The organism is Mesorhizobium sp. M1365 (genome assembly GCF_040317865.1).
Lineage (GTDB): Bacteria > Pseudomonadota > Alphaproteobacteria > Rhizobiales > Rhizobiaceae > Mesorhizobium.
Window position 1 is genome coordinate 18760 of the sequence record NZ_JAMYLG010000021.1, and the last position, 24931, is coordinate 43690.

General features: G+C 64.4%; 24 protein-coding genes. 17 read left to right on the top strand and 7 right to left on the bottom strand.

Features of this window, described 5'->3' with window-relative positions; all coding sequences use genetic code 11:
* Positions 1-28 precede the first annotated feature (28 nt).
* Positions 29-1075, top strand: a complete 1047-nt coding sequence (gene epmA / locus NKH04_RS21160) for an EF-P lysine aminoacylase EpmA (protein WP_353044880.1) — start codon at positions 29-31, stop codon at positions 1073-1075.
* A 126-nt stretch (positions 1076-1201) separates the two neighbouring features.
* Here epmA and NKH04_RS21165 read toward each other — a convergent pair whose 3' ends face one another.
* Positions 1202-1336, bottom strand: a complete 135-nt coding sequence (locus NKH04_RS21165; RefSeq protein WP_352474393.1) for a hypothetical protein — start codon at positions 1334-1336, stop codon at positions 1202-1204.
* Between the two features lie 89 nt (positions 1337-1425).
* Here NKH04_RS21165 and NKH04_RS21170 point away from each other — a divergent pair, with 89 nt between their 5' ends.
* The 7 genes from NKH04_RS21170 to lpxK all read left to right on the top strand — a co-directional run bounded on the left by NKH04_RS21170 (position 1426) and on the right by lpxK (position 7952).
* A complete protein-coding gene (locus NKH04_RS21170) occupies positions 1426-2115 on the top strand; it encodes a DUF8692 domain-containing protein (protein WP_352685493.1) in 690 nt (229 codons plus the stop codon).
* 253 nt (positions 2116-2368) lie between these two features.
* The gene (locus NKH04_RS21175) at positions 2369-3712 is read left to right on the top strand and encodes a TldD/PmbA family protein (RefSeq protein ID WP_353044881.1); all 1344 of its coding nucleotides are present in this window, start codon (positions 2369-2371) and stop codon (positions 3710-3712) included.
* Positions 3699-4517, top strand: coding sequence for a 3'(2'),5'-bisphosphate nucleotidase CysQ (locus NKH04_RS21180; protein ID WP_352873244.1), 819 nt, complete (start codon positions 3699-3701; stop codon positions 4515-4517). Before NKH04_RS21175 ends, NKH04_RS21180 begins: the two co-directional genes overlap by 14 nt.
* Before the next feature lie 61 nt (positions 4518-4578).
* Entirely contained in the window at positions 4579-4824 is a 246-nt protein-coding gene (locus NKH04_RS21185) for a DUF4170 domain-containing protein (RefSeq protein ID WP_023674378.1), read from the top strand.
* Positions 4825-4829: 5 nt separating this feature from the next.
* Positions 4830-5609 carry a lysophospholipid acyltransferase family protein gene (locus tag NKH04_RS21190; protein WP_353044882.1) on the top strand — a complete coding sequence of 260 codons (780 nt, stop codon included), beginning with the start codon at positions 4830-4832 and terminating at the stop codon, positions 5607-5609.
* Positions 5606-6922, top strand: coding sequence for a lipid IV(A) 3-deoxy-D-manno-octulosonic acid transferase (gene waaA / locus NKH04_RS21195; RefSeq protein ID WP_352474386.1), 1317 nt, complete (start codon positions 5606-5608; stop codon positions 6920-6922). Before NKH04_RS21190 ends, waaA begins: the two co-directional genes overlap by 4 nt.
* A gap of 1 nt (position 6923) precedes the next feature.
* Positions 6924-7952, top strand: coding sequence for a tetraacyldisaccharide 4'-kinase (gene lpxK, locus NKH04_RS21200; protein ID WP_353044883.1), 1029 nt, complete (start codon positions 6924-6926; stop codon positions 7950-7952).
* 249 nt (positions 7953-8201) lie between these two features.
* On the opposite strand, the gene NKH04_RS21205 is transcribed toward lpxK, so the two are convergent.
* Positions 8202-8435, bottom strand: coding sequence for a DUF2093 domain-containing protein (locus NKH04_RS21205; RefSeq protein WP_031211156.1), 234 nt, complete (start codon positions 8433-8435; stop codon positions 8202-8204).
* 234 nt (positions 8436-8669) lie between these two features.
* Entirely contained in the window at positions 8670-9596 is a 927-nt protein-coding gene (locus NKH04_RS21210) for a LysR family transcriptional regulator (protein ID WP_353044884.1), read from the bottom strand.
* 90 nt (positions 9597-9686) lie between these two features.
* Here NKH04_RS21210 and NKH04_RS21215 point away from each other — a divergent pair, with 90 nt between their 5' ends.
* Positions 9687-10580 carry a DMT family transporter gene (locus NKH04_RS21215; protein ID WP_352817380.1) on the top strand — a complete coding sequence of 298 codons (894 nt, stop codon included), beginning with the start codon at positions 9687-9689 and terminating at the stop codon, positions 10578-10580.
* Positions 10581-10785: 205 nt separating this feature from the next.
* On the opposite strand, the gene mutL is transcribed toward NKH04_RS21215, so the two are convergent.
* Together mutL and NKH04_RS21225 are read right to left on the bottom strand one after the other, a co-directional pair.
* Positions 10786-12636: a DNA mismatch repair endonuclease MutL gene (gene mutL, locus NKH04_RS21220; protein ID WP_352541553.1), complete on the bottom strand. Its 1851-nt coding sequence runs from the start codon at positions 12634-12636 to the stop codon at positions 10786-10788.
* An 88-nt stretch (positions 12637-12724) separates the two neighbouring features.
* Positions 12725-13627 (bottom strand): LysR family transcriptional regulator, encoded by a 903-nt coding sequence (locus tag NKH04_RS21225; RefSeq protein WP_353044885.1) that lies wholly within the window; start codon positions 13625-13627, stop codon positions 12725-12727.
* Between the two features lie 102 nt (positions 13628-13729).
* Here NKH04_RS21225 and NKH04_RS21230 point away from each other — a divergent pair, with 102 nt between their 5' ends.
* Positions 13730-14719, top strand: a complete 990-nt coding sequence (locus NKH04_RS21230) for a zinc-dependent alcohol dehydrogenase family protein (RefSeq protein ID WP_353044886.1) — start codon at positions 13730-13732, stop codon at positions 14717-14719.
* 17 nt (positions 14720-14736) lie between these two features.
* On the opposite strand, the gene NKH04_RS21235 is transcribed toward NKH04_RS21230, so the two are convergent.
* Positions 14737-15639: a LysR substrate-binding domain-containing protein gene (locus NKH04_RS21235; RefSeq protein WP_352820510.1), complete on the bottom strand. Its 903-nt coding sequence runs from the start codon at positions 15637-15639 to the stop codon at positions 14737-14739.
* Positions 15640-15730: 91 nt separating this feature from the next.
* Between NKH04_RS21235 and NKH04_RS21240 the strand changes: the two genes are divergently transcribed.
* The 6 genes from NKH04_RS21240 to NKH04_RS21265 all read left to right on the top strand — a co-directional run bounded on the left by NKH04_RS21240 (position 15731) and on the right by NKH04_RS21265 (position 22211).
* Positions 15731-17281: a trimethylamine methyltransferase family protein gene (locus tag NKH04_RS21240; protein WP_353044887.1), complete on the top strand. Its 1551-nt coding sequence runs from the start codon at positions 15731-15733 to the stop codon at positions 17279-17281.
* Positions 17282-17322: 41 nt separating this feature from the next.
* Positions 17323-18972 carry an ABC transporter substrate-binding protein gene (locus NKH04_RS21245; RefSeq protein WP_353044888.1) on the top strand — a complete coding sequence of 550 codons (1650 nt, stop codon included), beginning with the start codon at positions 17323-17325 and terminating at the stop codon, positions 18970-18972.
* A 105-nt stretch (positions 18973-19077) separates the two neighbouring features.
* Complete coding sequence (locus tag NKH04_RS21250) at positions 19078-19557, top strand: DUF3828 domain-containing protein (RefSeq protein WP_352747026.1); 480 nt, start codon at positions 19078-19080, stop codon at positions 19555-19557.
* A 4-nt stretch (positions 19558-19561) separates the two neighbouring features.
* Positions 19562-20119, top strand: coding sequence for a hypothetical protein (locus tag NKH04_RS21255; RefSeq protein WP_353044889.1), 558 nt, complete (start codon positions 19562-19564; stop codon positions 20117-20119).
* 11 nt (positions 20120-20130) lie between these two features.
* Complete coding sequence (locus NKH04_RS21260; RefSeq protein ID WP_353044890.1) at positions 20131-21315, top strand: mandelate racemase/muconate lactonizing enzyme family protein; 1185 nt, start codon at positions 20131-20133, stop codon at positions 21313-21315.
* A gap of 110 nt (positions 21316-21425) precedes the next feature.
* The gene (locus tag NKH04_RS21265) at positions 21426-22211 is read left to right on the top strand and encodes an alpha/beta hydrolase (RefSeq protein WP_353044891.1); all 786 of its coding nucleotides are present in this window, start codon (positions 21426-21428) and stop codon (positions 22209-22211) included.
* Between the two features lie 14 nt (positions 22212-22225).
* Here NKH04_RS21265 and queF read toward each other — a convergent pair whose 3' ends face one another.
* A complete protein-coding gene (gene queF, locus NKH04_RS21270; RefSeq protein ID WP_023674394.1) occupies positions 22226-22687 on the bottom strand; it encodes a preQ(1) synthase in 462 nt (153 codons plus the stop codon).
* Between the two features lie 113 nt (positions 22688-22800).
* Here queF and NKH04_RS21275 point away from each other — a divergent pair, with 113 nt between their 5' ends.
* Entirely contained in the window at positions 22801-24846 is a 2046-nt protein-coding gene (locus NKH04_RS21275) for an oxidoreductase (RefSeq protein WP_353044892.1), read from the top strand.
* The last annotated feature ends 85 nt before the right edge of the window (positions 24847-24931 follow it).

A 24931-nucleotide genomic window follows, 5' to 3' on the forward strand; every position in this document is an offset into this window, starting at 1 on the left:
AGTCCTCTGTGCAATTCCCCTGAAGCCGATGACCGCCGCCTCGCCGTGGTGGACGCCGCATGTCCACGCCGACCGCCGGCCGCGGCTGATCCTGCGCAATGCCATTGCCGCCGGGATGCGCGACTGGTTCGCCCGCCGCGACTTCGTCGAGGTGGATACATCGGCCCTGCAGGTCTCGCCCGGCAATGAAGCGCACCTGTCGGCCTTTGCCACCGAGGCGATCGGGCCGGACGGGCAGCGCCAGCCGCTCTACCTCCACACGTCGCCGGAATTCGCCTGCAAGAAGCTGCTTGCCGCCGGCGAGGAGCGCATCTTCAGCCTCGGGGCTGTCTGGCGCAACCGCGAGCGCGGCCCCTTGCACCATCCTGAGTTCACCATGCTCGAATGGTACCGCGTCGGCGAGACCTATGAGAGCCTGATGCGCGATTGCGCCGAGCTCGTAGCGCTGGCGGCCGAACGGGCCGCAGCGAAGCGTTTTAGCTTCCGCGGCCGTGAGGCCGATCCGTTCGCCGGGCCGGAACGGTTGAGCGTCGCCGAAGCCTTCATGCGCCATGCCGGCATCGATCTGCTGGCGACGGTTGCAGCCGATGGCAGCACCGACCGCGCGGGGTTGCATGCCGCCCTGGTCCAGGCCGGATTGCGGACCGCGCCCGACGACAATTGGGCCGACCTGTTCAGCCGGGTGATGGTCGAAAAAATCGAGCCAGCGCTGGGGCAGGGGCGCGCTACCATTCTTTTCGGATATCCGATCTCGGAGGCGGCATTGGCCCGGCCGAGCGCCGACGATCCACGCACCGCCGAGCGTTTCGAGCTCTATTGCTGCGGCATCGAACTCGCCAACGCCTTTGGCGAATTGACCGATCCGGCCGAGCAGCGCCGACGCTTTGCCGCCGAAATGGATGAGAAGCAGCGCGTCTATGGCGAACGCTACCCGATCGACGAGGATTTCCTCGCCGCGCTCGCCATCATGCCGCAGGCGAGCGGCGCGGCGCTCGGCTTCGACCGGCTGGTGATGCTCGCCACCGGCGCGCTCAGGATCGACGACGTGATCTGGACGCCGGTGGCTGGTCCCTGAGGAAGGTTGGACAAGCCGATCTCGCCCGGCTTGAAAGCCAGGATCAGATGGTCGGTCCAGGCCGCCGCCGGCTCCGTCGAGCCAGAAGATTGGCGACGACCAGGAGGATTATCGACAGCCCCATCATCAGCGTGGCGGCGGCGCTATTGCCGGGGAGAGCTTTTCGCGCAAGCCGATGAACATTTCGAGCGGCATGGTGCGTTGGTTGGCGCTGGCCAGGAACTGCACCGCGACGACCTCGTCATGTGCGAGACGCTGCAACCGTTCCGTGTGTTGCCACGATCATGGTGGGCCGGCATAGTGCTGGCGGGGTTCTCGGCGCCGCGGAGCTATCGGCCGTCGTACTCAGAATGGCCTTCGGCACAATGCCAGACAAAAACGCGCTGAACGCAAAACATAGCAGCGAATGGACAATGTCCTGGCGCCTGGTCATACTTGCGGCCGTGGCGATTAATGTTGTGATGCTCTTGGCCGCGCTGTTCGTCGCGCAAACTCTTGGTCTGGACGCTACAATCTTCTATCGAGATCCATCTGCAGCCGCGGATGTCGGCTTCTATACGGGGTGGATTTCGTCCCTAGGTGCTTCACTGTGGATCGGCACCGGCGCGGCGACCCTGTTTGCCGGTCTGCTCACGCACCGATGGGATTGCACGTTTCTCGGCGGCCTTACCTTGGTCATGGGCCTCGATGACCTGTTGTTGATCCATGAGGACGTGCTGCCGTTTGTCGCGATACCAGAGATTGTTACGATGATTGCCTACGCCGTCGCCGGGTTGTTCTGGTTCTTTCGGCTGCGACGGAAGACATTCGACGGCTCGATCGTATTTGTGGCCGCAGGCTTCTTACTCGCGATGTCAGCAGCGATCGACCAGCTGGGAGAGCTGTTTCCTAGCCCGGGTTCGGCGGTCGACATCGCCGAAGACGCTGTCAAAGAGCTTGGCATCTTCCTTTGGGCGGCAGGTGCCGTCGGGTACGCGGCGATGGTGACACGGTTGGGCCGCCCGTGGGTGGATCCAGCCGATCCCAACTCTACAGGCTGACGGTCGCACGCGCCGCATCTTCGACTCGTCGCCGGCAGCGGTGCCGCCGTCGCGGCTTTCGGTCACGGCCACCTCGGATCTAAGCCGTCCTTTGTGCGTCTGGAAGGACGCACCATCTCTGGATCGGTCGCGCTGACCTGGGGCTAGATGCCTCCTGATTGTCCGCTTCTCCCATTGCAGAAGCGGCATCGGGACAATAGATGGTGCAGCAGCGGCTGCCCTTCAGCCGGCCGGAAATAACAGGATCATGCGCATGACCGATACGCTCGACGCAGCGAAACTGACCGATCGCGTCGCGGCCCTGGTCGAGGCTGCCAAACGGGCCGGCGCCGATGCCGCCGATGCCGTTGCGGTACGCGGCCGCTCGACCGGCGTGTCGGTGCGGCTTGGCAAGGTCGAAGGCACAGAGGCGTCCGAGAGCGAGGACGTCTCGCTGCGCGTCTTCGTCGGCAAGCGGGTAGCCAGCGTTTCGGCAACAGCGGCATCCGACCCCAATATGCTGGCCGAGCGCGCGGTCGCCATGGCCAAGGTGTCCCCCGAGGATCCCTATCAGGGCCTCGCCGACCCGGCCTTGCTGGTCAAGAAACCGCGCGACCTCGATCTGTTCGACGCCACCGAGGTGTCGGCGGACCAGTTGAAGGAAGCAGCGCTTGCCGCCGAAGCGGCGGCGCTTGCCGTCAAGGGCGTCACCAATTCGGCCGGCAGTGGCGCCAGTGCCGGGCTTGGCGGCCTGGTGCTCGCCACCTCGCACGGCTTCGTCGGCCACTACGTTGCCTCGCGTTTTTCGCGCTCGACCAGCGTGATCGCCGGCGAGGGCACCGGCATGGAGCGCGACTACGAATTCTCCTCGCGCCAGCATTTTTCCGATCTCGACGCGCCGGAAGACATCGGCCGCAAGGCCGGTGAGCGCGCTGTACGCCGCATTGGCGCGCGCAAGGCGGCGACCGGGCCTGTCGACGTGGTGTTCGATCCGCGTGTGGCGCGCGGCATTGCCGGCCACCTTGCCGGTGCCATCAATGGCGCCGCGGTGGCGCGCAAGACCAGCTTTCTCCGCGACATGATGGGCAAGAAGATGGCTTCGGCCGCAATCACCGTCACCGACGAGCCGCTCCGGCGCCGTGGACAGGCCTCGCGCCCGTTCGACGGCGAAGGCGTCGAGGGCGAAAAACTGTTCATGGTCGACAAGGGCGTGCTCAACCACTGGTTCCTGTCGACTTCGGCGGCTCGGGAACTCGGCCTCGTCACCAATGGGCGCGGCTCGCGCAGCGGCTCGTCGGTCTCGCCGTCGTCGACCAATCTCGCCATCGAGCCCGGGGAAAATACGCCGGAAGAGCTGATCAAGTCGCTCAAGACCGGCTTCTACGTCACCGAAGTGTTCGGCCAGGGCGTCGACATGGTGACGGGCGAATATAGCCGCGGCGCTTCCGGCTTCTGGATCGAAAATGGCGAGCTGGCCTATCCCGTCGCCGAGGTGACCATCGCCTCCAATCTGAAGACGATGTTCCTCAACATGGTTCCGGCGAGCGATCTCGACCGCAATTTCGGCACCGCCGCGCCCACGCTTTTGATCGAAGGAATGACCCTTGCCGGAGCTTGACCCGGCCGTCTCGGCCGGCGCTACTGAAGACCTGCAGCTGTTGCGCGATGCCGCCCGCGAGGCGGGGCTCATCGCCATGCAATACTTCAACAACAATCCGCAAGTGTGGATGAAGGGCGGCACCTCGCCGGTCAGCGAAGCCGATCACGCCGCCGACAAATATCTGCGCGAGACCTTGCTGGCGGCCCGGCCGGATTATGGCTGGCTGTCGGAGGAAACCGTCGACGACCCGGTAAGGCTCGTCGCGCGCCGCACCTTTGTCGTCGATCCGATCGACGGCACGCGCGGCTTCCTCGAAGGGCTGCCCACATGGTGCGTCAGCGTCGCGGTGGTCGAGAACGGTCGAACGCTTGCCGGTGTACTCGACTGCCCGGCGAAGGGCGAAATCTATTGGGCGCTGCCGGGCGAGGGCGCATTCCTGAACGGCAGGCGCATCAGCGTGCGTCCGCCGGCGGAAACGGCCGAAATCGCCGGACCGAAGGCGATGATCGACCTGATGCCGGCGAAATGGCACAAACGGCTGAAGCGCGTGCCCTATATTCCTTCGCTCGCCTACCGGCTGGCGATGATCGCCGGCGGCCAGCTCGATGCCACCTTCGTCAAGGCCAACGCACATGACTGGGACATCGCCGCGGCCGATCTCATCCTGCGCGAGGCAGGCGGCGCCTTGCTCGATCGGCATGGCCGCGCGCCGCTCTATGCCGGCGAAGTGATCCGTCACGGACCGCTCGCCGCCGGCAGCGGCGAACTCCTCGCCGTGCTCGCCGGCGTCATCGCCGGGCTGACAATTGACCACTATCAATAGTTCCAAAGTCGGCGGCTTTGGTCTAGACCTGTCCCAAACTCACGATATGTGAAGGATCGACATGGCCGCTGAAGACGGAAAGAAGCAGCTTTTGCACCTGGTGTTCGGCGGCGAACTCAAGAAGCTGGGCGGCACCGAATTCCGCGATCTCGACGCGCTCGATATTGTCGGCATCTATCCGGACTACCAATCGGCGCACGCCGTCTGGAAGGCCAAGGCGCAAGCGAGCGTCGACAACGCTCATATGCGCTATTTCGTCGTTCACCTGCACCGCCTCCTCGACCCCGAAAACAAGGCTGTCGGTTGACATCGATGAACCATGAAGCGGTCAAGCGATCAGCCCCGCGGTCGGCGGTCAGACGTCGCAAGCCGAAGACGTTCTGGCGCAAGATCCGCGAACCGCTGGCGCAGTCGCGAATCGTCAAGAATGTGCTTGCCGCGCTGTTTGCGTATTTCGTCCGCCTTGTCCGCTTGACCAACCGCATGGTCGACGGATCGGCCAAGTTTTCCGGCGGCGCCTATGCGCAGCTCGAGCCTGGCATCATCGCGCTCTGGCACGGCCAGCACCTGCTGACCCCGGCCTACTATCCCAAGGGACGGCCGCTGGTTGCCATGGTATCGCGCAGCGCCGATGCCGAGCTCAACGCGCTGATGGTCGAGAAATTCGGCATCGAGGCGGTGCGCGGCTCTGGCGGGCGCGAAAGCGCAAGGCATCTCGACAAGGGTGGGGCCAAGGCGCTCATCGCCCTCAAAAAGTCGCTCGCCACCGGCAAGAATGTCGCCATGATTGCTGATATTCCCCACGGCACGCCGCGCGATGCCGGGCTCGGCGTCGTCCTTCTGGCGCGGCTGTCCGGCCGGCCGATCCTGCCTGCCGCGATAGCCACCAGCCGCCGCAAGGTGATCGAGGGCAGCTGGGACAAGACGACGATCAACCTGCCCTTCGGCCGCTCCTCGATCGTCGTCGGCACGCCTGTCTTCGTGCCGGCCAACGCCGACGCCGCGGAAATGGAACGCAAGCGCCAGGAGGTTACGGCCTCGCTCAATGCCGCGACCGCCGAGGCCTATCGCCTTGTGGACGGTTCGAAATGAGTGTGCGCTGGGCGCGCGCCTTCCTGACCGCATACCGTTTCGCGGGGGCGGCCGCCTACCCGTTGGCCGGGCCTTATGTCGCCTGGCGCACTTCCAGAGGCAAGGAGGATCGCATTCGCCGGCGCGAACGCTACGGCGTCGCCGGACGCGAGCGCCCCGAAGGCCCGGTGATCTGGATCCATGCAGCCAGCGTCGGCGAGACCATCGCCGTCGTGCCGCTGGTCGAGAGCATTCTCGATTACGGCGTCAACATCGTGCTGACGACGGGCACGGTCACCTCGGCGCAGGTCGCCGAAGAACGGCTGGGCGACCGCATCATCCACCAATATGTGCCGCTCGACCTCAAGCCGGCGGTCAGCCGCTTCCTCGACCATTGGCAGCCGGACCTGGCGATCATCGCCGAATCGGAGATCTGGCCGATGACCATCCTGGAACTCGGCGCCCGCCGCGTGCCGCAGGTTCTGGTCAACGGCAGGCTGTCCGACCGCTCCTTCAAGTCCTGGAAGAAGCGCGCCAACATTGCCGAAGCATTGTTCGAAAATCTCGCCCATGTCGTCGCCCAGTCGGACCTCGATGGCGAGCGCTTCCTTTCGCTCGGCGCCCGGCCGGTCACTGTATCCGGTAATCTCAAGGTCGACACCGCGCCGCCGCCGGCCGACGAGCGGGCACTGGCGGCGCTGAAACGCCAGATCGGCGGCCGCCCGACCTGGGCGGCGATCTCGACCCATGACGGCGAAGAGGCGGTCGCCGCCGAAGTTCACGCCATGCTGCACAAGCGCCACCACGGGCTTTTAACGATCATCGTGCCGCGCCATCCCGATCGCGCCGGGCAGCTGGCCGCCCAGATTTCCGGCATGGGCCTGAAGCTGGCGCAGCGCAGCAAGGGCGACAGGATCACCGCCGACACCGATATTCTGCTCGGCGACACGATCGGCGAGATGGGGCTTTATCTGAGGCTGACGGAAATTGCCTTTGTCGGCCGTTCGCTGACTTCCGAGGGCGGCCAGAACCCGCTGGAACCAGCCATGCTGGAGACAGCGGTGCTTGCCGGCCGCAACGTCCAGAATTTTCGCGAGGCCTATCAGCGCCTGCTCGATAGCGGCGGCGCCAAGCTGGTGCGCGACCGCGATATGCTGGCCGGCGCCGTTAATTTCCTTTTGACCAACGAGGCGGCCCGCCATGAGATGATGGCGGCGGGTGCGGCGACGGTCGACGAGATGCGCGGTGCGCTGGCGCATACGCTCAGGTCGCTCGAGCCCTATATCCAGCCGCTGGTCGTCAAGTCGCGCCTGAAGGGCGCGAACGGGCGCTGACGTGACCTCGGAAGCGCCGCCCTTCTGGTGGGAAGAGCCGGACTGGCGGGTCACGGCGCTGTCGCCGCTCTCCGCCGTCTATGCGCTTGTCGCCGGTCGCCGCATGCGGCACGCGCCGCGTGAAAAGGTCGAGGCGCCGGTGCTCTGCGTCGGCAACTTCACCGTCGGCGGCACCGGCAAGACGCCGGTGGCGATCGCGCTGGCCGAGCAGGCCAGGCGCATGCAGCTTAATCCGGGTTTCCTGTCGCGCGGCCATGGCGGCTCCTTCGCGCGGCCGCATATCGTCGATCCGCACCACGATGCCGCCAAGCATGTCGGCGACGAGCCGCTGCTTCTGGCCGAACACGCCCCGGTCGCGGTGACGCCGAACCGGGCCGCCGGCGCCAGGCTTCTGCTGGAGAAGCTCGGCTGCGATTTCCTGATCATGGATGACGGTTTTCAGAGCGCGCGCATCCACATCGACTATGCGCTCGTCGTCGTCGACGCGCGACATGGCATCGGCAATGGCCGCGTCATCCCCGGCGGGCCGCTGCGGGCAAAGATCGTCGACCAATTGGTCTTCACCAGCGCCTTGCTGAAGATGGGCGAGGGCACCGCGGCCGACACGGTCGTGCGCCAGGCAGCGCGCGCCGGCAGGCCGATCTTCGAGGCGCACACTGCCCCGAGCAGCAAGGTGACGCTGGCCGGCAGGCGTTTCCTGGCGTTCGCCGGCATTGGCCATCCCGACAGGTTTTTCGACACTGTCCGCGAGGCCGGCGGCGAGCTTGCGCTGACCAAATCGTTTCCTGACCATCATTTCTATGGGGAGGACGAACTTGCCGAATTGGCGGCGACGGCGCGTAAAGCCGGGCTTGGCCTCATTACCACCGCCAAGGACGCTGCCCGCCTGCGTCACGGCGCGGCGCCGCCGGAATTCCTCGACGGGCTCGATGTGCTGGAGATCGACACCGTCTTCGAGCTCGACCATGTGCCGCAACGCATCATCGACGAGACGCTGGATGCCTGGCGGCAGCGCCGGCTTAAAGGCTGACCAGAAGCGTGAGCACCGAGGCAATGCGGGACTGGAATTTGCGGCTTTCCGCCGGTCGAACGTATTTTGTTCTTGCTTTGTGCCGGCAGCTATGCTAGTAATTTGGGTATGGTGATGATTCGCCGGTGGCCCGCCCTCGAACTTGAGGCGGGTTTTTTATTTCATGGCCTCTAAGGTTTCGGTGTTGCCGGCCTGACGCCGCGGCAGAGGGCGCAGGATCGCAACGGGGCTGCTTCCATTTGCGCTGGACTAGCGTCGGCGGCGCAGTTCCGGATGCGCTTCGATCTCGCGGCGCAGCGAGGCAGCGGCGTTCACATAGGGTTCCTGCCTGGCGACACTCCAGTATTTAAGCTCGTCGAGCGGGATGCTCTCGCCGGTCACCGCGCAGCGCACGAAGGCGCCGGGGCTGGTCACCTGGAAGTCGCCGTCGAGATAGCGGATGCGGGCTTCCTTGCCGCCGGGTCCTTCGAAACGGTTCATCATGGGGTGGTGCCGAAATTCATGACGATGTCATCGCCACAAATTGCGGCGAGGTCAAGCTCGGTTGGCCTTGCCTGGTTCTGTTTCTGGTGACACTTGCTCGAACAAGCCGGCAAAGCGGATGCCAATGCATGTCGCGCAAAAGTGTGCAGCGGTTTTGCGATAACGACATGCATAAACACAAGAACCTGAAGCACGTCGCATCAGGCCGGTCGAACGCGACGCGCCTTAGGCATCTCATTCCTCGGCGATGATAAACTCTTCGATCTTCTCCGCTGGCAGCCCGGCCTGGACCGCGATGCGCCGGGCGAGTTCGGCGGCGGCGGCGCGCGGGCGCCCCAGCGGCCGGTCGAGCCAGTAAGATATCGGGCTCAGCGCACTGCGCTCGTCTACGGCGACGATGCGGCCCGATTTCAATTGGTCCACCGTCAACGGCGGACGTGCCAGCGCAATACCGAGCCCGTGCGCGGCGGCGTCGAGCACGAGGTTGTAGTCCTCGAAACGGCGGTCGTGCGGCCGCGGCCGATAGTCCATCTCCTGCGCCGCAAACCAGGCGCGCCAGGCTGAAGCGTCGGAATCATTGATCACCGGAAATTCGAGCAGTCGGGCGGGATCTCCGCGACCGATCTCCCTGGCCAGTCCCGGCGAGGCGACCGGGAACACATATTCTTCGAAAAGCTGCACCGAGATCCGGCCCGGAATGCGACCGCGCCCGCAGCGGATCGACAGGTCGATGCCCTCGTCGGCAAGATCGCCTTGGCGGATGTCGACGTCGAGCACGATACGCAGCTTGGACGGGTGGTTCTCCAGCGCCGCCATGCGCGGCATCAGCCACAGCCCGCTGACCGAGGGGATCGAGGTCAGCCGCACCACCGCCGTGCCGCGCGGCTCGACCCAGCGGTCCGAATTGCTGGCGATCAGGGCAAAGGCTTCGGTGGTGCGCAGATGCAGGCGGTTGCCCTCGATGGTCAGCGAGACGCCGCGCGCGCCGCGATCGAAGACTTTCAGCCCAAGCCAGCCCTCGAGCTTGGCGATCTGCCGGCTGACGGCGCCGTGGGTGATGTTGAGCTTCTCGGCCGCCGCCGAAAAGCTGCCGGTCCGAGCCGCGGCGTCGAAGGCGCGCAGCGTTTCGAGCGGCAGCATCGGGTCTAAGCTGTGATCCATAGTCACAGGTGATCCTCGATTTGTTCGTTTGTCAACCGACCCGCAATGGCGTTTCTCTACTTCACGGCATTGGATCGCGAGGACACCCAGATGAGCGCTTACACCGGCACGTTGAATACGACACAGCGCATGGATGCCACGGCTGCCATCGCGGTGGCGCTGACGGTGGTCGGCTGGGCCTCCGCCTTTCCGGCGATCCGCGCCGGCCTTGCCGCCTTCGGGCCGCTGGAACTTGGCGCGCTGCGTTTTGCCATCGCCGCGGTTCCGGCGGCGATCTTCCTCGCGGTCAAGCGGCCGGCACTGCCCAGGCTCGATGAACTCTGGCGCTTTGTCTTCGGTGGTGCCGTCTTCGTCGCACTCTACACCGTGATGCTCAATTTCGGCGAGCTGACCGTTTCGGCCGGTGCGGCCGGCTTCATCATCAATGTCAGCCCGATCTTCACCGCCATCATGGCCATGGCGCTGCTCGGCGAACGCTTCTCGGGCCTGGCCTGGGCCGGCACATTCCTGTCCTTCGCCGGTATCGGGATCATCGCCATGGGCGAGGGGCAAGGGCTGCATTTCAACAGCGGTGCGCTGCTTGTCCTCGGCTCGGCGCTGTGCTCGGCCGTCAACACCATCGTCCAGAAGCCGCTGTTTGCCCGCCATCACCCGCTGACGATCTCGGCCTCGAACATGGTGCTTGGCGCGCTCTGCCTGTCGCCGTTCCTGCCGAGCGGTCTGGCGCAGGCGGCGGTCGCCGATACGGCCGGGCTCGGCGCCGTCATCTTTCTCGGCATCGTACCCAGCCTGATCGCCTACGCTGCCTGGGCAACAGCGCTTTCCCGCCTGCCCGCGGCGCGTGCCTCGAACTTCCTCTATCTGGTGTCGCCGATGGCGACGCTGATCGGCTTCTTCTGGCTGGGCGAGGTGCCGACGCTGCTTGGCATCTTCGGCGGCGCGCTGGCGCTGGGCGGCGTCATCGTGGTGAATTTGAAGAGGTGAGCAAAGGGTTTGGGGCTGTGCCTGACTCGAAAAGAGCCGCTGTACAGCGGCTCTTTTCGTACCCCCACCCCGCTGCTTCGCAGCGACCCTCCCCACAAGGGGGAGGGTAAGCTCCTCGCGAGGCGTCGGCGGGTAGGCTCCCTACCTCCCCCTTGTGGGGAGGTCGGACCGAAGGTCCGGGTGGGGGCTGCGCCCTGCGAGTTTCTTATCGCCGCCCGAACAACCGCTCAATATCCGCCAGCTTGAGCTCGATGTAGGTCGGGCGGCCATGGTTGCAGGTGCCGGAGCCCGGCGTCGCCTCCATCTGCCGCAGCAGCGCGTTCATCTCTTCCGGTTTGAGCAGGCGGCCGGAACGTACCGAGCCGTGGCAGGCCATGGTCGCGGCTATTCTGTCCAGCCGCTCCTTCAGCGTGTCGACCGTGTCGTTGTCGGCGATCTCGTCGGCGAGATCGCGCACCAGCTGCTGGACGTTGGTCTCGCCGAGCATCGACGGCGTCTCGCGCACCGCGACGGCACCGGGGCCGAAGCGCTCGATGCCGAGGCCGAAGCGGGCCAGCGTCTCGGAATGCCTGGCAAGCCGCTCGGCATCCTCTTCCGACAGATCGACAATCTCGGGCAACAGCAGCATCTGCGACGGCACCGAGCGTGAGTGGAGGGCGTTCTTCAAGGCCTCGTAGACCAGCCGCTCATGTGCCGCGTGCTGGTCGACGATGACCAGCGAATCCCTGGTCTGGGCGACGATATAATTCTCGTGCACTTGCGCGCGCGCCGCGCCCAGCGCCGTGCCGAGCAGCGTTTCCGCCGCTTCGTTTTGCCCGGCGCGCGCATCGGCGCTGTGCAGCGGCCCGGCGTCGAAGGCCGCCTGCTCGTCCTCGCCGAACCCGTCGCCCATATTGAGCGGCCGCTGCGGCGAACGGGCAGGATCGAACCCGGCAAAGCCCGATGCCCGATAGGCGGCCTCGTAGCTGCGGTGACCGTTGGCCGGGCCACCATGCGCATAGGATGCGGCGCCTGGCCGGAACGCCGCCATCATGCCGGCGGCCCCTGTGGTGGCGGGGCGGATGCCGGCATTGGCCAGCGCTTCGCGAATGGCGCCGACGATCAGCCCGCGCACCAGCCCCGGGTCGCGGAAGCGCACGTCTGCCTTGGCCGGATGGACGTTGACGTCGACGATCGCCGGATCGAGCGCCAGGAACAGCACGGTGACGGCATGGCGGTCGCGCGGCAGCACGTCGGCGAAGGCGCCGCGAATGGCGCCGGCGATCAGTTTGTCACGCACCGGGCGGCCGTTGACATAAGCGTATTGCTGCAGCGCGTTGGCGCGGGTGAAGGAGGGGACCGAGACATGGCCGGCGAGATGCACGCCGTCCCGCGTCGCGTCGATGGCGATCGCATTGTCCGGAAAGTCGGCGCCCATCACCTGCGCCACCCGGCGCAGCCGGCCTTCCGGGCTGTCGTCGGTCGCCGGCAGTTCCAGCGTCGAGCGGTCCGGGCCGGCCAGGGTGAAGCGCACGGCGGGAAAGGCGATGGCGATGCGCTTGACCACGTCGCCGATGGCCGAGCTTTCGGCGCGCTCGCCCTTCATGAATTTGAGCCTTGCGGGCGTGGCGAAGAACAGGTCGCGCACCTCGACCGTGGTTCCGCGATTGGCCGCCGCCGGCCTGACCGCGGAGACGCGGCCGCCCTCGATGCCGATCTCGGCGGCGTTTTCACTGGACGCGGTGCGCGAGCGGATCGACAGCCGTGCCACCGAGCCGATCGAGGGCAAGGCCTCGCCGCGAAAGCCGAGCGAGCGGATGTCGTGAATGTTGTCGGCGAGCTTGGAGGTGCAATGGCGCGCAATCGCCAGCGCCAGTTCCTTTTCCGGAATGCCCGAGCCGTCGTCACTGACGCGGATCAGGTTCAGCCCGCCGCCGGCGGTGACGATCTCGACTCTGGTAGCGCCTGCATCCAGCGCGTTCTCGACCAGTTCCTTGACCACGCTTGCCGGACGTTCGATGACTTCGCCGGCGGCGATCTGGTTGATCATCGTTTCGGAAAGCTGGCGGATCGGCATGGGGCACTATAGGCGGATTCGTGGTCGATGCGGGAGGGCGGAATTGAGGAAATCCACGCAGCTGATCGCGACTGGCCGCTCGTGCACTTCAACTCATGAGCTTGGGCAGCGCTGCCGACAGTGCATCGACGGCAAGGCGGACTTTCATCGGCAGATGAGGCGTCTGCAACCACAGGGCATGAACGTCGTAGAGAAACCAGGATTGTTCCGACAACAGCGGGACAAGTGCGCCCGCCTGGATGCGCTGGCGAACCAGCCAGTATGGCAGCCAGGCGAGCCCCATGCCGGCGGCCGCGGCATCGGCGATGGCATCGAGGTCGTCGAGCCGCAATCTGCTGACTGGTCTGATCTCAATCGCGGGGTGGCCATTGCGCGGAAACAGCCACGGCTGAACGGCACGCCCGGAACGGCGGTAGATGATCGCGTGACGGCTGCCGAGGTCATCTATTTCCTGCGGCTGGCCGTGCCGGTCGAGATAGGACGGCGACGCGCAGACGACCATGTGCTGGCGCGCGATGCGACGCGCCATCACCCCGGCCTGGTCCTCCAGGTCGCCCGTTCTAATGGCAAGATCGCAGCCGTCCTCGGCGAGGTCGGCGATGGCATCGCTGAACGACAGGTCAAGTTCCAGCGCCGGATATTGCTGCGCAAACCCGAACAGGATCGGGGCAACGCAGCGCCGGCCGAAATGCACCGGCATGAGGACACGCAGCTTTCCGCGCGGTTCGGCAAGCTGGTCGGCGGCGAGTGCATCCGCGGCCTCCGCTTCGGCAAGCACCAGCCGGCAGCGTTCATAATAGGCGCGCCCGAAATCGGTCAGGCTTTGGCGGCGCGTCGTCCGGTTGATGAGGCGCACGCTCAGGCGCTCCTCGAGAAACCGGACATGCTTGCCGACCATCGGCCCGGACAGATCGAGAGCCGCCGCCGCGGCTGCGAACGAGCCCAGGTCGACGGCTTTGACGAACACGGCCATGCTCGTAAGGCGATCCATATTCAAAACCTGCAGTTTCTGCTGATCTACTCAAGCGGCTATTTATCCGCCTGATGAGCGCTGGCATAGCTGATTCAGTTCAAATATTTTGGAGTTTGACCGATGGCACGTGTCGTTCGCTTTCATGAGCTCGGTGGTCCCGAGGTCCTGCGCATCGAGAATGTTGACACGCCTGCGCCCGCGAGCGGTGAGATTCAGATCCGCGTCAAGGCGTTGGGTATAAACCGCGCCGAGGCGCTGCTGCGTTCGGGGACCTACATCCAGACCGCGCCGTTGCCTTCCGGTCTTGGGCTCGAGGCCGCGGGTATAGTCGAGATGGTCGGCGAAGGCGTGGACGGGTTTGCGCCTGGCGATGCCGTCAGCATCGTGCCGCCATTATCGATGGCCCGCTGGCCTGCCTATGGTGAGATTGCCACATATCCCGCCGAGCTCGTCGTCAAGCATCCACCATCGCTGAGCTGGGAAGAAGCCGCCGCAGCGTGGATGCAATATCTCACGGCCTACGGTGCGCTGATCGACATTGCCAAACTTGGCAGGCAGAACGTTGTCGTCATCACTGCGGCCTCGAGCAGCGTCGGACTTGCCGCGATCCAGATCGCCAACATGGTTGGCGCGACCCCGATCGCGGTCACACGGACATCCGCCAAGAAGCGGGCTTTGCTTGAGTTCGGCGCGGCCCACGTCATCGCCTCGGCAGAGGAGGACCTGGAAGCCGGGCTGAAGCGGATCGCCGGCCCGGACGGCGTGCGCGTGGTGTTCGATGCCGTCGGCGGCCCGATCTTCGAGCCACTGACGGCAGCGATGGCACCGGGTGGCATTCTCATCGAATATGGCGGCTTGAGCCTCGACCCGACACCCTTTCCGCTACCTGCAGTGCTGGCCAAGACACTGACGCTGCGCGGTTATCTCGTCCATGAGATCGTGCGCGATCCGGTCCGGCTGCAGGCCGCCAAGGCGTTCATCCTTGACGGACTGAGCTCGGGTTCGCTGAAGCCGGCAATCGCCAGAACCTTTCCGTTCGACCAGATCGTCGAGGCCCACCGCTATCTCGAATCGAACGAGCAATTCGGCAAGATCGTCGTGACGGTTTGACCGGGCATTTATCGGCCTCACGCCTGCGCCGCCAGCCAGTCCCGCACCTTGCGGGCGTTGTCGCTGAGTTCGCGGTTCTTCGACCAGATGACATGAAAGCCCTTGCCGGTCGTCATCGCGTGGCCGGTGACGCGCACCAGCAGCCCTGATGCCAGCAGCCGCTCGGCGAGGTGACCCCAGCCGAGCGCGATGCCTTGCCCTTCCATGACTGCCTGGATCACCAGCGCATAGTCGTTGATGCGCAAGCCGCGTCCGGCATCGGCGATGTCGACACCGGCCGAGGCGAACCATTCGTCCCAGCTCGCGGCCTCGCGAAACGGCTCTTCGAGATGGATGAGGCGGTGCGATTGAAGGTCCGCGACACCCTCCGGCAGCCCGAACCGTGCCACATAACTAACGCCGGCAACGGGGAATATCACCTCATCGGCCAGCGGCAGCGAATGATAATCCGGCCATTCCCTGGGCTCGCCGCCGCGGACGCCGAGCGGGATGTCTTCGGCGATGATGTCAAGATCGCGGTCGGCGGTCTGGATGCGCAGGTCGATGCCCGGCAATTCGTCGCGAAACTGCTGCAGGCGCGGCATCATCCAGAACGAGGCAAAGGCGGTCGAGGCGGCGAGTGTCACATGCGCGCCGACGGCGATCTGGCGCAGATCCTCCGCCGACTTGCGAATGTGCGACAGGCCGAGCGAGACGTCGGCATGGAAGCGGTCGCCGGCCTCGGTCAGGCTGACTTGCCGGTGGCGGCGCTGGAAGAGTTTGGCGCCGAGCTGCTCTTCGAGCCCGCGGATCGCATAGGAGACGGCAGCCTGCGTCATGCCGAGCTCCCGCCCGGCGGCGGTAAAGCTCGACAGCCGCCCGGCGGCCTCGAAAACGATCAGGCTGCCGGCCGACGGCAGCAGGTGGCGCAAGCTTCGCATAAGCTGAGCTTATACAAGAGATCAGGATTTTCCAGCGTCACAGCCGCATTTTGTCTGGCTAGATTGGTCGAGACAGGAAGATGGAGTCTCCATGAACGCACCGGCCGTTGAAGTGAGCGAACACACCAACCGCCGCAGCGGTGGCCGCCTGGGGCGCAAGGCGCTGCGGGGCGCACCCATAGCGTCGTTTCCAACCCTGGTCCGCCAGATTCCCGTCTATCAGATGGTTCCGGACGAGGCGGTTGAGCTGATCCACCAGGAGTCGCTCTCCATCCTCGAAGAAGTCGGATGCGAGTTCCGCGACGACGAGGCGATCGCAATGTGGAAGGCGGCGGGCGCCGATGTCTCGGAGACAAGGGTCCGGATCGACCGCGCCCTGCTGATGGAGCTCATCTCGAAGGTCCCGTCGGAGTTCACGCTCAATGCGAGGAACCCCCAGCGTTCCGTACGTGTGGGTGGAAACAACTCCATCTTCGTGCCGATGTACGGAGCGCCTTACGTGCGCGACCTCGACAACAACCGGCGCTACGGCACACTCGCCGACCTCAACAATTTCCACAAGCTCGCCTACATGGCGCCGGCGCTGCACTCGTCGAGCTCGATCATCTGCGAGCCGATGGAAATCGCGGTGCCGAAACGTCACCTCCACATCATCCATTCGGCGCTGAAGCACTCCGACAAGCCGTTCATGGGCATCGTGACCTCCAGGGATCGAGCCGAAGACACGATGGCGATGGCAGGCATCGTGTTCGGCGAGGATTTTGTCCGCGACAACCCGGTTCTGGTGTCGATCACCAACTGCAATTCGCCGCTGGTGTGGGACGCCACCATGCTGGACGCGATGAAAGTCTATGCGCGCCACAACCAGCCGCTGATCCTCGCCCCCTTCGCCCTTTGCGGCGCCTCGACTTCGGCCTCTGCCGTCGGTGCGGTCGCGCAGGTCAATGCCGAAGCGCTGGCGGGCGTCGCGTTCACACAGCTCCTGCGTCCGGGTTCGCCGCAGATCTACGGACAGTTCATGGTGACGGTCGACATGAAGACCGGCGCTCCCATGGGCGGCACGCCGGAGGCGGCCCAGATGATGTATCTCATGGGCGCCCTGGCGCGGAAGTATCGTCTGCCGTGGCGCACGTCCGGTTTCCATGTCGGCTCGAAGCTGAACGACGCCCAGGCGGGCTACGAGGCGAACATGCTGATGCATGCCGCCATCCTTGCCGGCGCCAACTACATCTGGCACTCCGCCGGTTGGCTCGAGGCCGGCCTGACCTGCGGCTATTCGAAATTTGCCACCGACTGCGAGCAGCTTGTCGGCTGGTACAAATATGCTGGCGGGCTGCCATTCGACGATTTCAAGGAGGCTATGGCGGCTATCCGCGAGGTCGGACCGCAGGGCCATTTCCTCGGCACCCAGCACACGCTTGAACATTTCGAGTCCGCCTTCTTCATACCGAGCATCATGGACTTCAATTCGTTCGAACAGTGGAAGGCGGAAGGAGCAAAGGACCACGACACCCGCGGCCGCGAGAAAGCGCGCAACATGCTCGCCGATTATGAGGAGCCGAAGCTCGATGAGGGCATCGCCGATGGTCTCCAAGATTTGATTGCGCGGCGCGAGGAGAAACTGCCGGACAGCGTTAGTTGATCACGGGCGAAGACCCGATGCGAACCATAAGGGAGGAAAAAATGACACTCTTCAGAAGCAACGGCGATCGCGTACCGAGCGCCATCGAAGCAATGGCCAGCGAGGCGCGCGCCGGTCGCGTCGACCGGCGGGAGTTTCTGGCCCTGGCAAGCGCTTTCGGCGCATCGACGGCCCTTGCCTACGGCATGATTGGACTTGCCGTGCCGGAGCGGGCTTTGGCTGAAGAGCCGAAGAAAGGCGGAACGCTGCACGTTTCGATGTCGGTGAAGGCGCAAAAGGACACGCGCACCTACGACTGGGTGGAACTTGCGAACATTTCACGCTGCTGGCTCGAGCCGCTTGTCCGCTACACCCGCCAGTTCACATTCGAGCCGGTTCTGCTCGAAGGCTGGGAGGTCAACGACGACGCCACCGAATACGTGCTGCATGTGCGCAAGGGCATCGCCTGGAACAACGGCGATGCTTTCAACGCCGATGACGTGGCCTACAATCTGACGCGCTGGTGCGAGAAGGCTGCCGCCGGCAATTCGATGGCCGCGCGCGTCGGTGCGCTGATCGATGCAAAGACCGGCAAGGCCAGGGAAGGGGCGATCACCAAGGTCGACGACAACACGGTGAAGCTGAAGCTGAACGAACCGGACATCTCGCTGATCCCGAACTTCACCGACTATCCGGCGCTGGTGGTCCATCGCAACTTCGACGCCGACGGCGCCAATCCGATTGAGAAGCCGATTGGCACCGGGCCGTTCGAACTGGTGTCTTATGCGGTCGGCCAGAAAGCGGTCGTCAAGCGTCGTGAGAATGGCAAATGGTGGGGCGGTGAAGCGCTTCTCGACGGCGTCGAATTCATCGACTACGGAACCGATTTCAACGCCTCGATAAATGCATTCGACTCCGGCGAAATCGACCTCAACTTCGAGACGCCGGCCGACTTCATAGACATCCTCGACAAGATGGGGCTGGTCAAATCGGAGGTCGCGACAGCGACCACGCTCGTCGCCCGGACCAACATCACGAACAAGCCCTATGACGACAAGCGGGTTCGCAACGCCCTCCAGATGGCCGTCGACAACAAAGCGGTGCTCGAACTTGGCTACGCCGGGCGAGGCACTGTTGGTGAAAACCACCACGTCAGCCCGATTCATCCGGAATACTACGCGCTGCCCAAGAAGACACGCGACGCCGCGGGCGCCAGGAAGCTTATGGCCGATGCCGGGCAGGACGACTTCGAGCATGAACTGATCACCGTCGAGGACGATTGGCAAAAGAACACCGGCGACGCTATTGCCGGCCAGTTGCGCGATGCCGGGATCAAGGTGAAGCGCACCGTGCTGCCGGGGTCGACCTTCTGGAACGACTGGACGAAATACCCCTATTCGATGACCATCTGGTACATGCGCCCGCTTGGCGTACAGGTGTTGGCGCTCGGCTATCGCACCGGCGAGGCCTGGAACGAAACCGGCTACTCGAACCCTGATTTCGACGCCAAGCTCAAGCAGGCTCTTTCGCTCATCGACGTGGAAAAGCGCCGCGAGGTCATGAAGGACATCGAGCAGATCCTGCAGGATTCGGGCGTCATCATTCAGCCGTTTTGGCAGAAGCTGTTCAGCCACATGAATGAGAAGGTGAAGAACTACGGTGTCCACCAAACCTTCGAGATGGATCTCCAGGATGTCTGGCTGAGCGCCTGAGTTGCCAGCAGACGAGACGTTGCAGGATTTCATGGACCGCAAGAAAGCCGACGGGCAAGATGCGTGGTACTGATAGCTTCCGTCAGTGAACAATCGGGGACACCCATGAAACTGCCACTTTTTGTTGCCGCGCTTTCGATGGCCGTGCCGGCGGCCGCGTTTGCCGGCCCTGCTGCCAACGCCGTGAAGTTCTTTTATGTCCCGTCGGTCAAATTCGAGGCCGATGCGCAATATCGCGACCGCTTCACCGCACCGGTGACGAAACTGTTCGAACTGAACGACAATGCCGCAAAGAACCATCCGGATGAAGTTCCCTGCATCGACTTCGCCCCTGGTCTCGATGCGCAGGACTATGACGAGAAGACCGTGGCCAAGACGCTGACGCTGGCCGAAACGCTGGATGGCGACAGCGCCGAGGTGACGGCGACGTTCAACCTTTTTCCGGAAGGCGATGATTCCAAACGCGAAATGGTCTGGTCGTTGAAGAAGATCGACGGCCATTGGAAGATCGCCGACATCACCTCGAAGACCAGCGGCTGGACCCTGAGTGCGCTCGAATGCCTTGCCGGGCAGTCGCCGGAGTGATGCCGTGCTCCGCTGCCGTCCCTGGGTTCTGGCGACTGCGTGCCTGCTGGCCGGATTGAGCAGCGCCGCCGCTCAGGGCCTGTTCGGCGCGCCGCCCGCAAACGCGCCGGCCGACAGTGCGGCACCTCCGCCGGCAGTTTCGCCGCCGGCAGAAGACGCGCCGGCCGCAGCCGTGCAGCCGGGCTCGCCGACGGCGGTGGTGAAGCCGTTCTACGAGCATGCCGGGCTCGAGGTCGATCCGGCTCAGCGGGGCCATTTCACCGACCCGGCAAAGTCGGTGCTGGACAAGAGCGACGCGCTGCGGAAGTCGGGGCAGGGCGAGTGCCTCGATCCCAACATGGCGCTCGACAATTCCGAATACGAAAAGGCGGAGATCGACAAAAGCCTGAAGACCATCGAAGCGATCAGGGGCGACGAGGCCAAGGTCGTCGTCGCTTTTGTCGTCTCCGGCAATCCGCACCGGCTGGAATGGAAGTTCAAAAAGATCGATGGCGACTGGAAGATATCGGACCTGCTCTCGGTGACCGGCGAATGGGCGCTAAGCCAATACCAGTGCGAGTGAGAACGGAACCGATGAAGATCACCAACGTCCGCGTCACCCACGTCAACGTCCCGCTCGATGCTCCGTTCTGGTGGACGGCTGGTCTCTACGGCGGCGCCTCGAAATCGATCATCGAGGTCGAGACGGACGAAGGCGTGGTCGGACTGGGCGAGGCGCCATGGTGGCATTTCGGCGAGGTGATCAAGGCCGAGATCGCGCCGGCGCTGATTGGCGCCGATCCGCTCGACATCGCCGACTGCGAGGCGCGCTGTGTGCCGCCCTGGCAGATTACCGCCAACACCGGCGAGAATGCAGCCACGGTGGCGTTCGGCGCCGTCGAACTGGCGCTGTGGGATATAAGAGGCAAGGTCTTCGGCATGCCGCTCTACAAGCTGCTCGGCGGCGCGGTGCGCAAGGACATTCCGTTTTCGGAATATTTCGCCTTTCGCCCCGCTCACGGCGGAGCCGGCGGCGAGATGACCGCCGAAGCGATCGTCGACTACTGTCTCGGCATGCGAGAACAGCACGGCTCGACGATTTTCGAGGGCAAGCTGATCATGGGCGATCCCGAGCTCGAGATCAGGACAGTGCGCATGCTGCGCGAGGCGCTTGGCGATAAAGCCCAGATCAAACTCGATTCCAACATGCAGTGGTCGCTGACCACAGCGCGCTGGGTGCTGCGCGAGATCGAGCCGTTCAACATCCGCAACTACGAGGATCCGGTCGCGACCTTCGAGGAGATGGCTGCGCTGCGCCAGCATTCGCGCATTCCGTTCTCGACGCACATCCCGGATCTCAGACGGGCAGTCGCGCTCGGTGCGCCGGATTACTTCGTCTGCAATTTCGCAGCACTCGGCGGATTGTCGAAAACTCTGAAATTCATCGCCGCCTGTGAGGCGATGGGCAAGGGGTTCTGGTGCTATTCGAACGATCTCGGCATCATGACATCGGCTTATCTGCACGTCGTGGCGGCGACACCGTGGATCACCGAAGCATCGCAGTCGTTGTTTCGCTGGCAGATCGGCGATGTCATCAAGGACGGTCCTTTCCGCCAGACGGGCAATACGGTGCGCGTGCCGGAGGGTGACGGGCTGGGCGTCGAACTTGATCCGGCGGCAATGAAACGCTGGTCAGCGCACTTTGCCGAACACGGGCCGATGCACCATTTCAGCGACCCGAACAACCCCAGCCGCTACCGGCGGCTGCCGCTCAACTGATGCGAAGTGCATGTGACCGATCGATGAGAAGAGGTCCTGTCGTGGTTGCTTTATTCGCGGCGGTTTGCGTCCTGGCCTGCGCTGTCACCTGGGAGGCAGGAAGCCGCGCGGTGGCCCGCGTGCCTCAGCAAAGCTTCACGCTGCCTGTGGGGTTACCGGGGGAGCGCATCGTTCTGAAGCAGGAGGGCGCGCCCGACCTTGCCGGTTGGGTGGCGGATCGGCAGGACAGTTGCGGAACAATCGTGCTGTTACACGGACGCGGTTCAAACAAGCTGGCCATGGTTCCAAGAGCGAAGCTGCTTTTCGAAAGCGGCTACTCGATCGTGCTGTTCGATCTGTCGGGACATGGCGAAAGCGGCGGCGATATCAGAGGCTTTGGTTACATCGAACGGCAGGACGCCAGCCGCATCCTCGCCTTTGCGCGGCAACGCTTCGCCGGTCGCAAGGTGGCGGCCATCGGCTCGTCGCTCGGTGCGGCTGCTTTTGTATTTGGCGCTCAGCAGGAGCATGCCGATGCCTATGTCCTGGAGCAGCTCTACGCGACTTTGCTGGAAACCACGGCGTTGCGAGCGCCCTTGCCTATGTTGCGCGACGTACAGGCGACCGTCCTCTTGGCGCAGATGCAGCTCCGCCTTGGCTTCGGGGTAGATGATGTCAGGCCGGTCGATCGCATCGGCGCGATTGATCGGCCGATATTGCTGCTAGCAGGCAATTCGGATCCGTTTGTCGCTCGCAGCCAGACACTGGCGCTGAAAGATGCCGCAGGCGCTGCCGCAAAGCTGGTCTGGTTCGACGGCGCGCGGCATGTTGATCTCTATCGCTATGACCAACAGCGGTACCGCGACGCGGTGATGCCTTTCCTGGAGACCAACCTGTGCCGGACCGGGATCAGGTGAGCCGCTCCGTCCGATCAGCCGCGCCCGCGATAGGGGGCGACGCCGGTGTCGGGCAGCCACACACCTTCCGGCGGCGCGCCGGTTTGCCAGAACACGTCGATCGGAATGCCGCCGCGCGGATACCAGTAGCCGCCGATGCGCAACCACAATGGCTTGGTCGCGGCGATGATGCGGCGGCCGATCATGACGGTGCATTCTTCGTGGAAGGCGCCATGGTTGCGAAACGAGGTCATGAACAGCTTGAGCGACTTCGATTCCACCAGCAGCGCATCGGGTGCGTAGTCGATGACGATATGGGCGAAGTCCGGCTGGCCGGTGACCGGGCAGAGCGAAGTGAATTCCGGGCAGGTGAAGCGAACGATGGCCGGCGGGCCGTCGCCGCGCGAAAACGGCACGGTTTCCAGGACTGCCGCTTCAGGGCTCTGTGGCGCCTCGACGTTGGTGCCGAGCTGGGTGAGGTTTTTCGTATCGGTCATGAGCAGGTTCCTTGCTGCATGTCGCCCAAAACTGCGCAGCGATTTTGGGACAGCGACATGCGTAAAAACAAAATTTGCCGCTCATTAGCACAATTTGAAACAGCAGGAAGACGATGACCAGCAACGACCCGCTCCTCCAGCCCTATCAGCTCAAGCATCTGATGCTGAAGAACCGGGTGATGTCGACCAGCCATGAGCCGGCCTATTCCGAGGACGGCATGCCGAAGGAACGCTACCGGCTCTACCATGCCGAAAAGGCCAAGGGCGGCATGGCGCTGACCATGACCGCCGGTTCGGCGATCGTCTCGCGCGACAGCCCGGCCGCTTTTGGCAATCTGCATGTCTATGACGACCGCATCGTGCCGTGGCTCGCCGAGCTTACCGATGCCTGCCACGAGCACGATTGCAAGGTGATGATACAGATCACCCATCTCGGCCGCCGCACCGGTTGGAACAAGGCCGACTGGCTGCCCGTGCTGTCGGCTTCGCCGGTGCGCGAACCGGCCCATCGCGCCTTTCCCAAGACTATCGAGGACTGGGATATCGAGCGCATCGTAGCCGACTATGCGGCGGCCGCGCAGCGCTGCCAGGCTGCCGGCCTCGACGGCATCGAGTTCGAAGCCTACGGCCATCTGATGGACGGTTTCTGGTCGCCGGCCACCAACCAGCGCGACGACGATTTCGGCGGCTCGCTCGACAACCGGCTGCGCTTCACCGGAATGGTGCTCGACGCGGTGCGTGCCGCGGTCGGCGAAAAGTTCGTCGTCGGCATCCGCATGGTCGCCGACGAGGATTTCGAGAAAGGCCTGTCGAAACAGGAGGGCGTCGAAATCGCCAGGCGGCTGGCCGGCTCCGGCAAGGTCGATTTCCTCAACATCATCCGTGGCTCGATCGAGACCGATGCGGCGCTGACCAAGGTCATCCCGGTGACCGGCATGCGGTCGTCACCGCATCTCGACTTTGCCGGCGAGATCAGGGCAGCGACGAAATTCCCGACCTTCCATGCGGCGCGGATTTCCGACGTCGCCACCGCGCGTCACGCCATCGCCACCGGCAAGCTGGACATGGTCGGCATGACGCGCGCCCACATTGCCGACCCGCATATCGTCAAAAAAGTGATGGAGGGCCGCGAGCACGAGATCCGCCCTTGCGTCGGCGCCACCTATTGCCTCGACCGCATCTATGAGGGCGGCGAGGCGCTGTGCATCCACAATGCGGCGACGGGCCGCGAGGCTGATATCCCCCATATTATTCCGAAAACCGAGGGACCGAAGCGGAAGGTGGTCGTCGTCGGCGCCGGCGCCGGCGGGCTGGAGGCGGCGCGCGTCGCCGCCGAGCGCGGGCACCAGGTGACGGTGCTAGAAGCATCGAGCCAGGCCGGCGGCCAGGTGCGGCTGGCAACGCAAAACCCGCGCCGCAAGGAATTGATCGGCATCATCGACTGGCGCCTGGCCGAACTCGACCGGCTCGGCGTCGAGATCCGTTACGACAAATGGGCGGAAAAGGACGATGTGCTGGCGCTGTCGCCGGACGTGGTGGTGGTCGCCACCGGCGGCCTGCCGCAGAACCCGCCTCTGACGGCGGGCGACGATCTCGTCACCTCGAGCTGGGACATCATGGCCGGCAGCGTCAAGCCGGCCGAGAACGTGCTGCTCTATGATGACAATGGCGGCCATCAGGGCATGGGTGCCGCCGAACTGATCGCCAATAGCGGCGCCAGGCTGGAGGTGGTTTCACCAGAGCGCTTCTTCGCCCCGGAAATGGGCGGCATGAATCATGTGCCCTACATGCGCGCCTTCCAGGAAAAGGGTGTCACGGTGACCATCAACACACGGCTACGTTCTGTGCGGCGTGAAGGCAACCAGCTGATCGCCGAGCTCGCCTCCGACTTCGCCGATGGCTGGCGCGGCGAGCGGCGGGTCGACCAGGTGGTGGTCGAGCACGGCACGCTGCCGCTCGACGATCTCTACCTGGCGCTGAAGCCGCTGTCGAAGAACGCCGGCGCGATCGATTACGAAAAACTGATCAATGGCGGCGACATCTTTCCTGCGCGCAATCCGCAAGGCGGTTTCGTCGTCTTTCGCATCGGCGACGCGGTAGCCTCACGCAATATCCACGCCGCCATCTATGACGGCATCAGGTTCGGCTTGCGAATCTGAGGAATATTTTGGATTGATTGGTGGCGCGCAGCCGAACCTCCGTACGGAGAGCCACCAGGCACGTCGGGTCCGGTCTGCGCGCCGC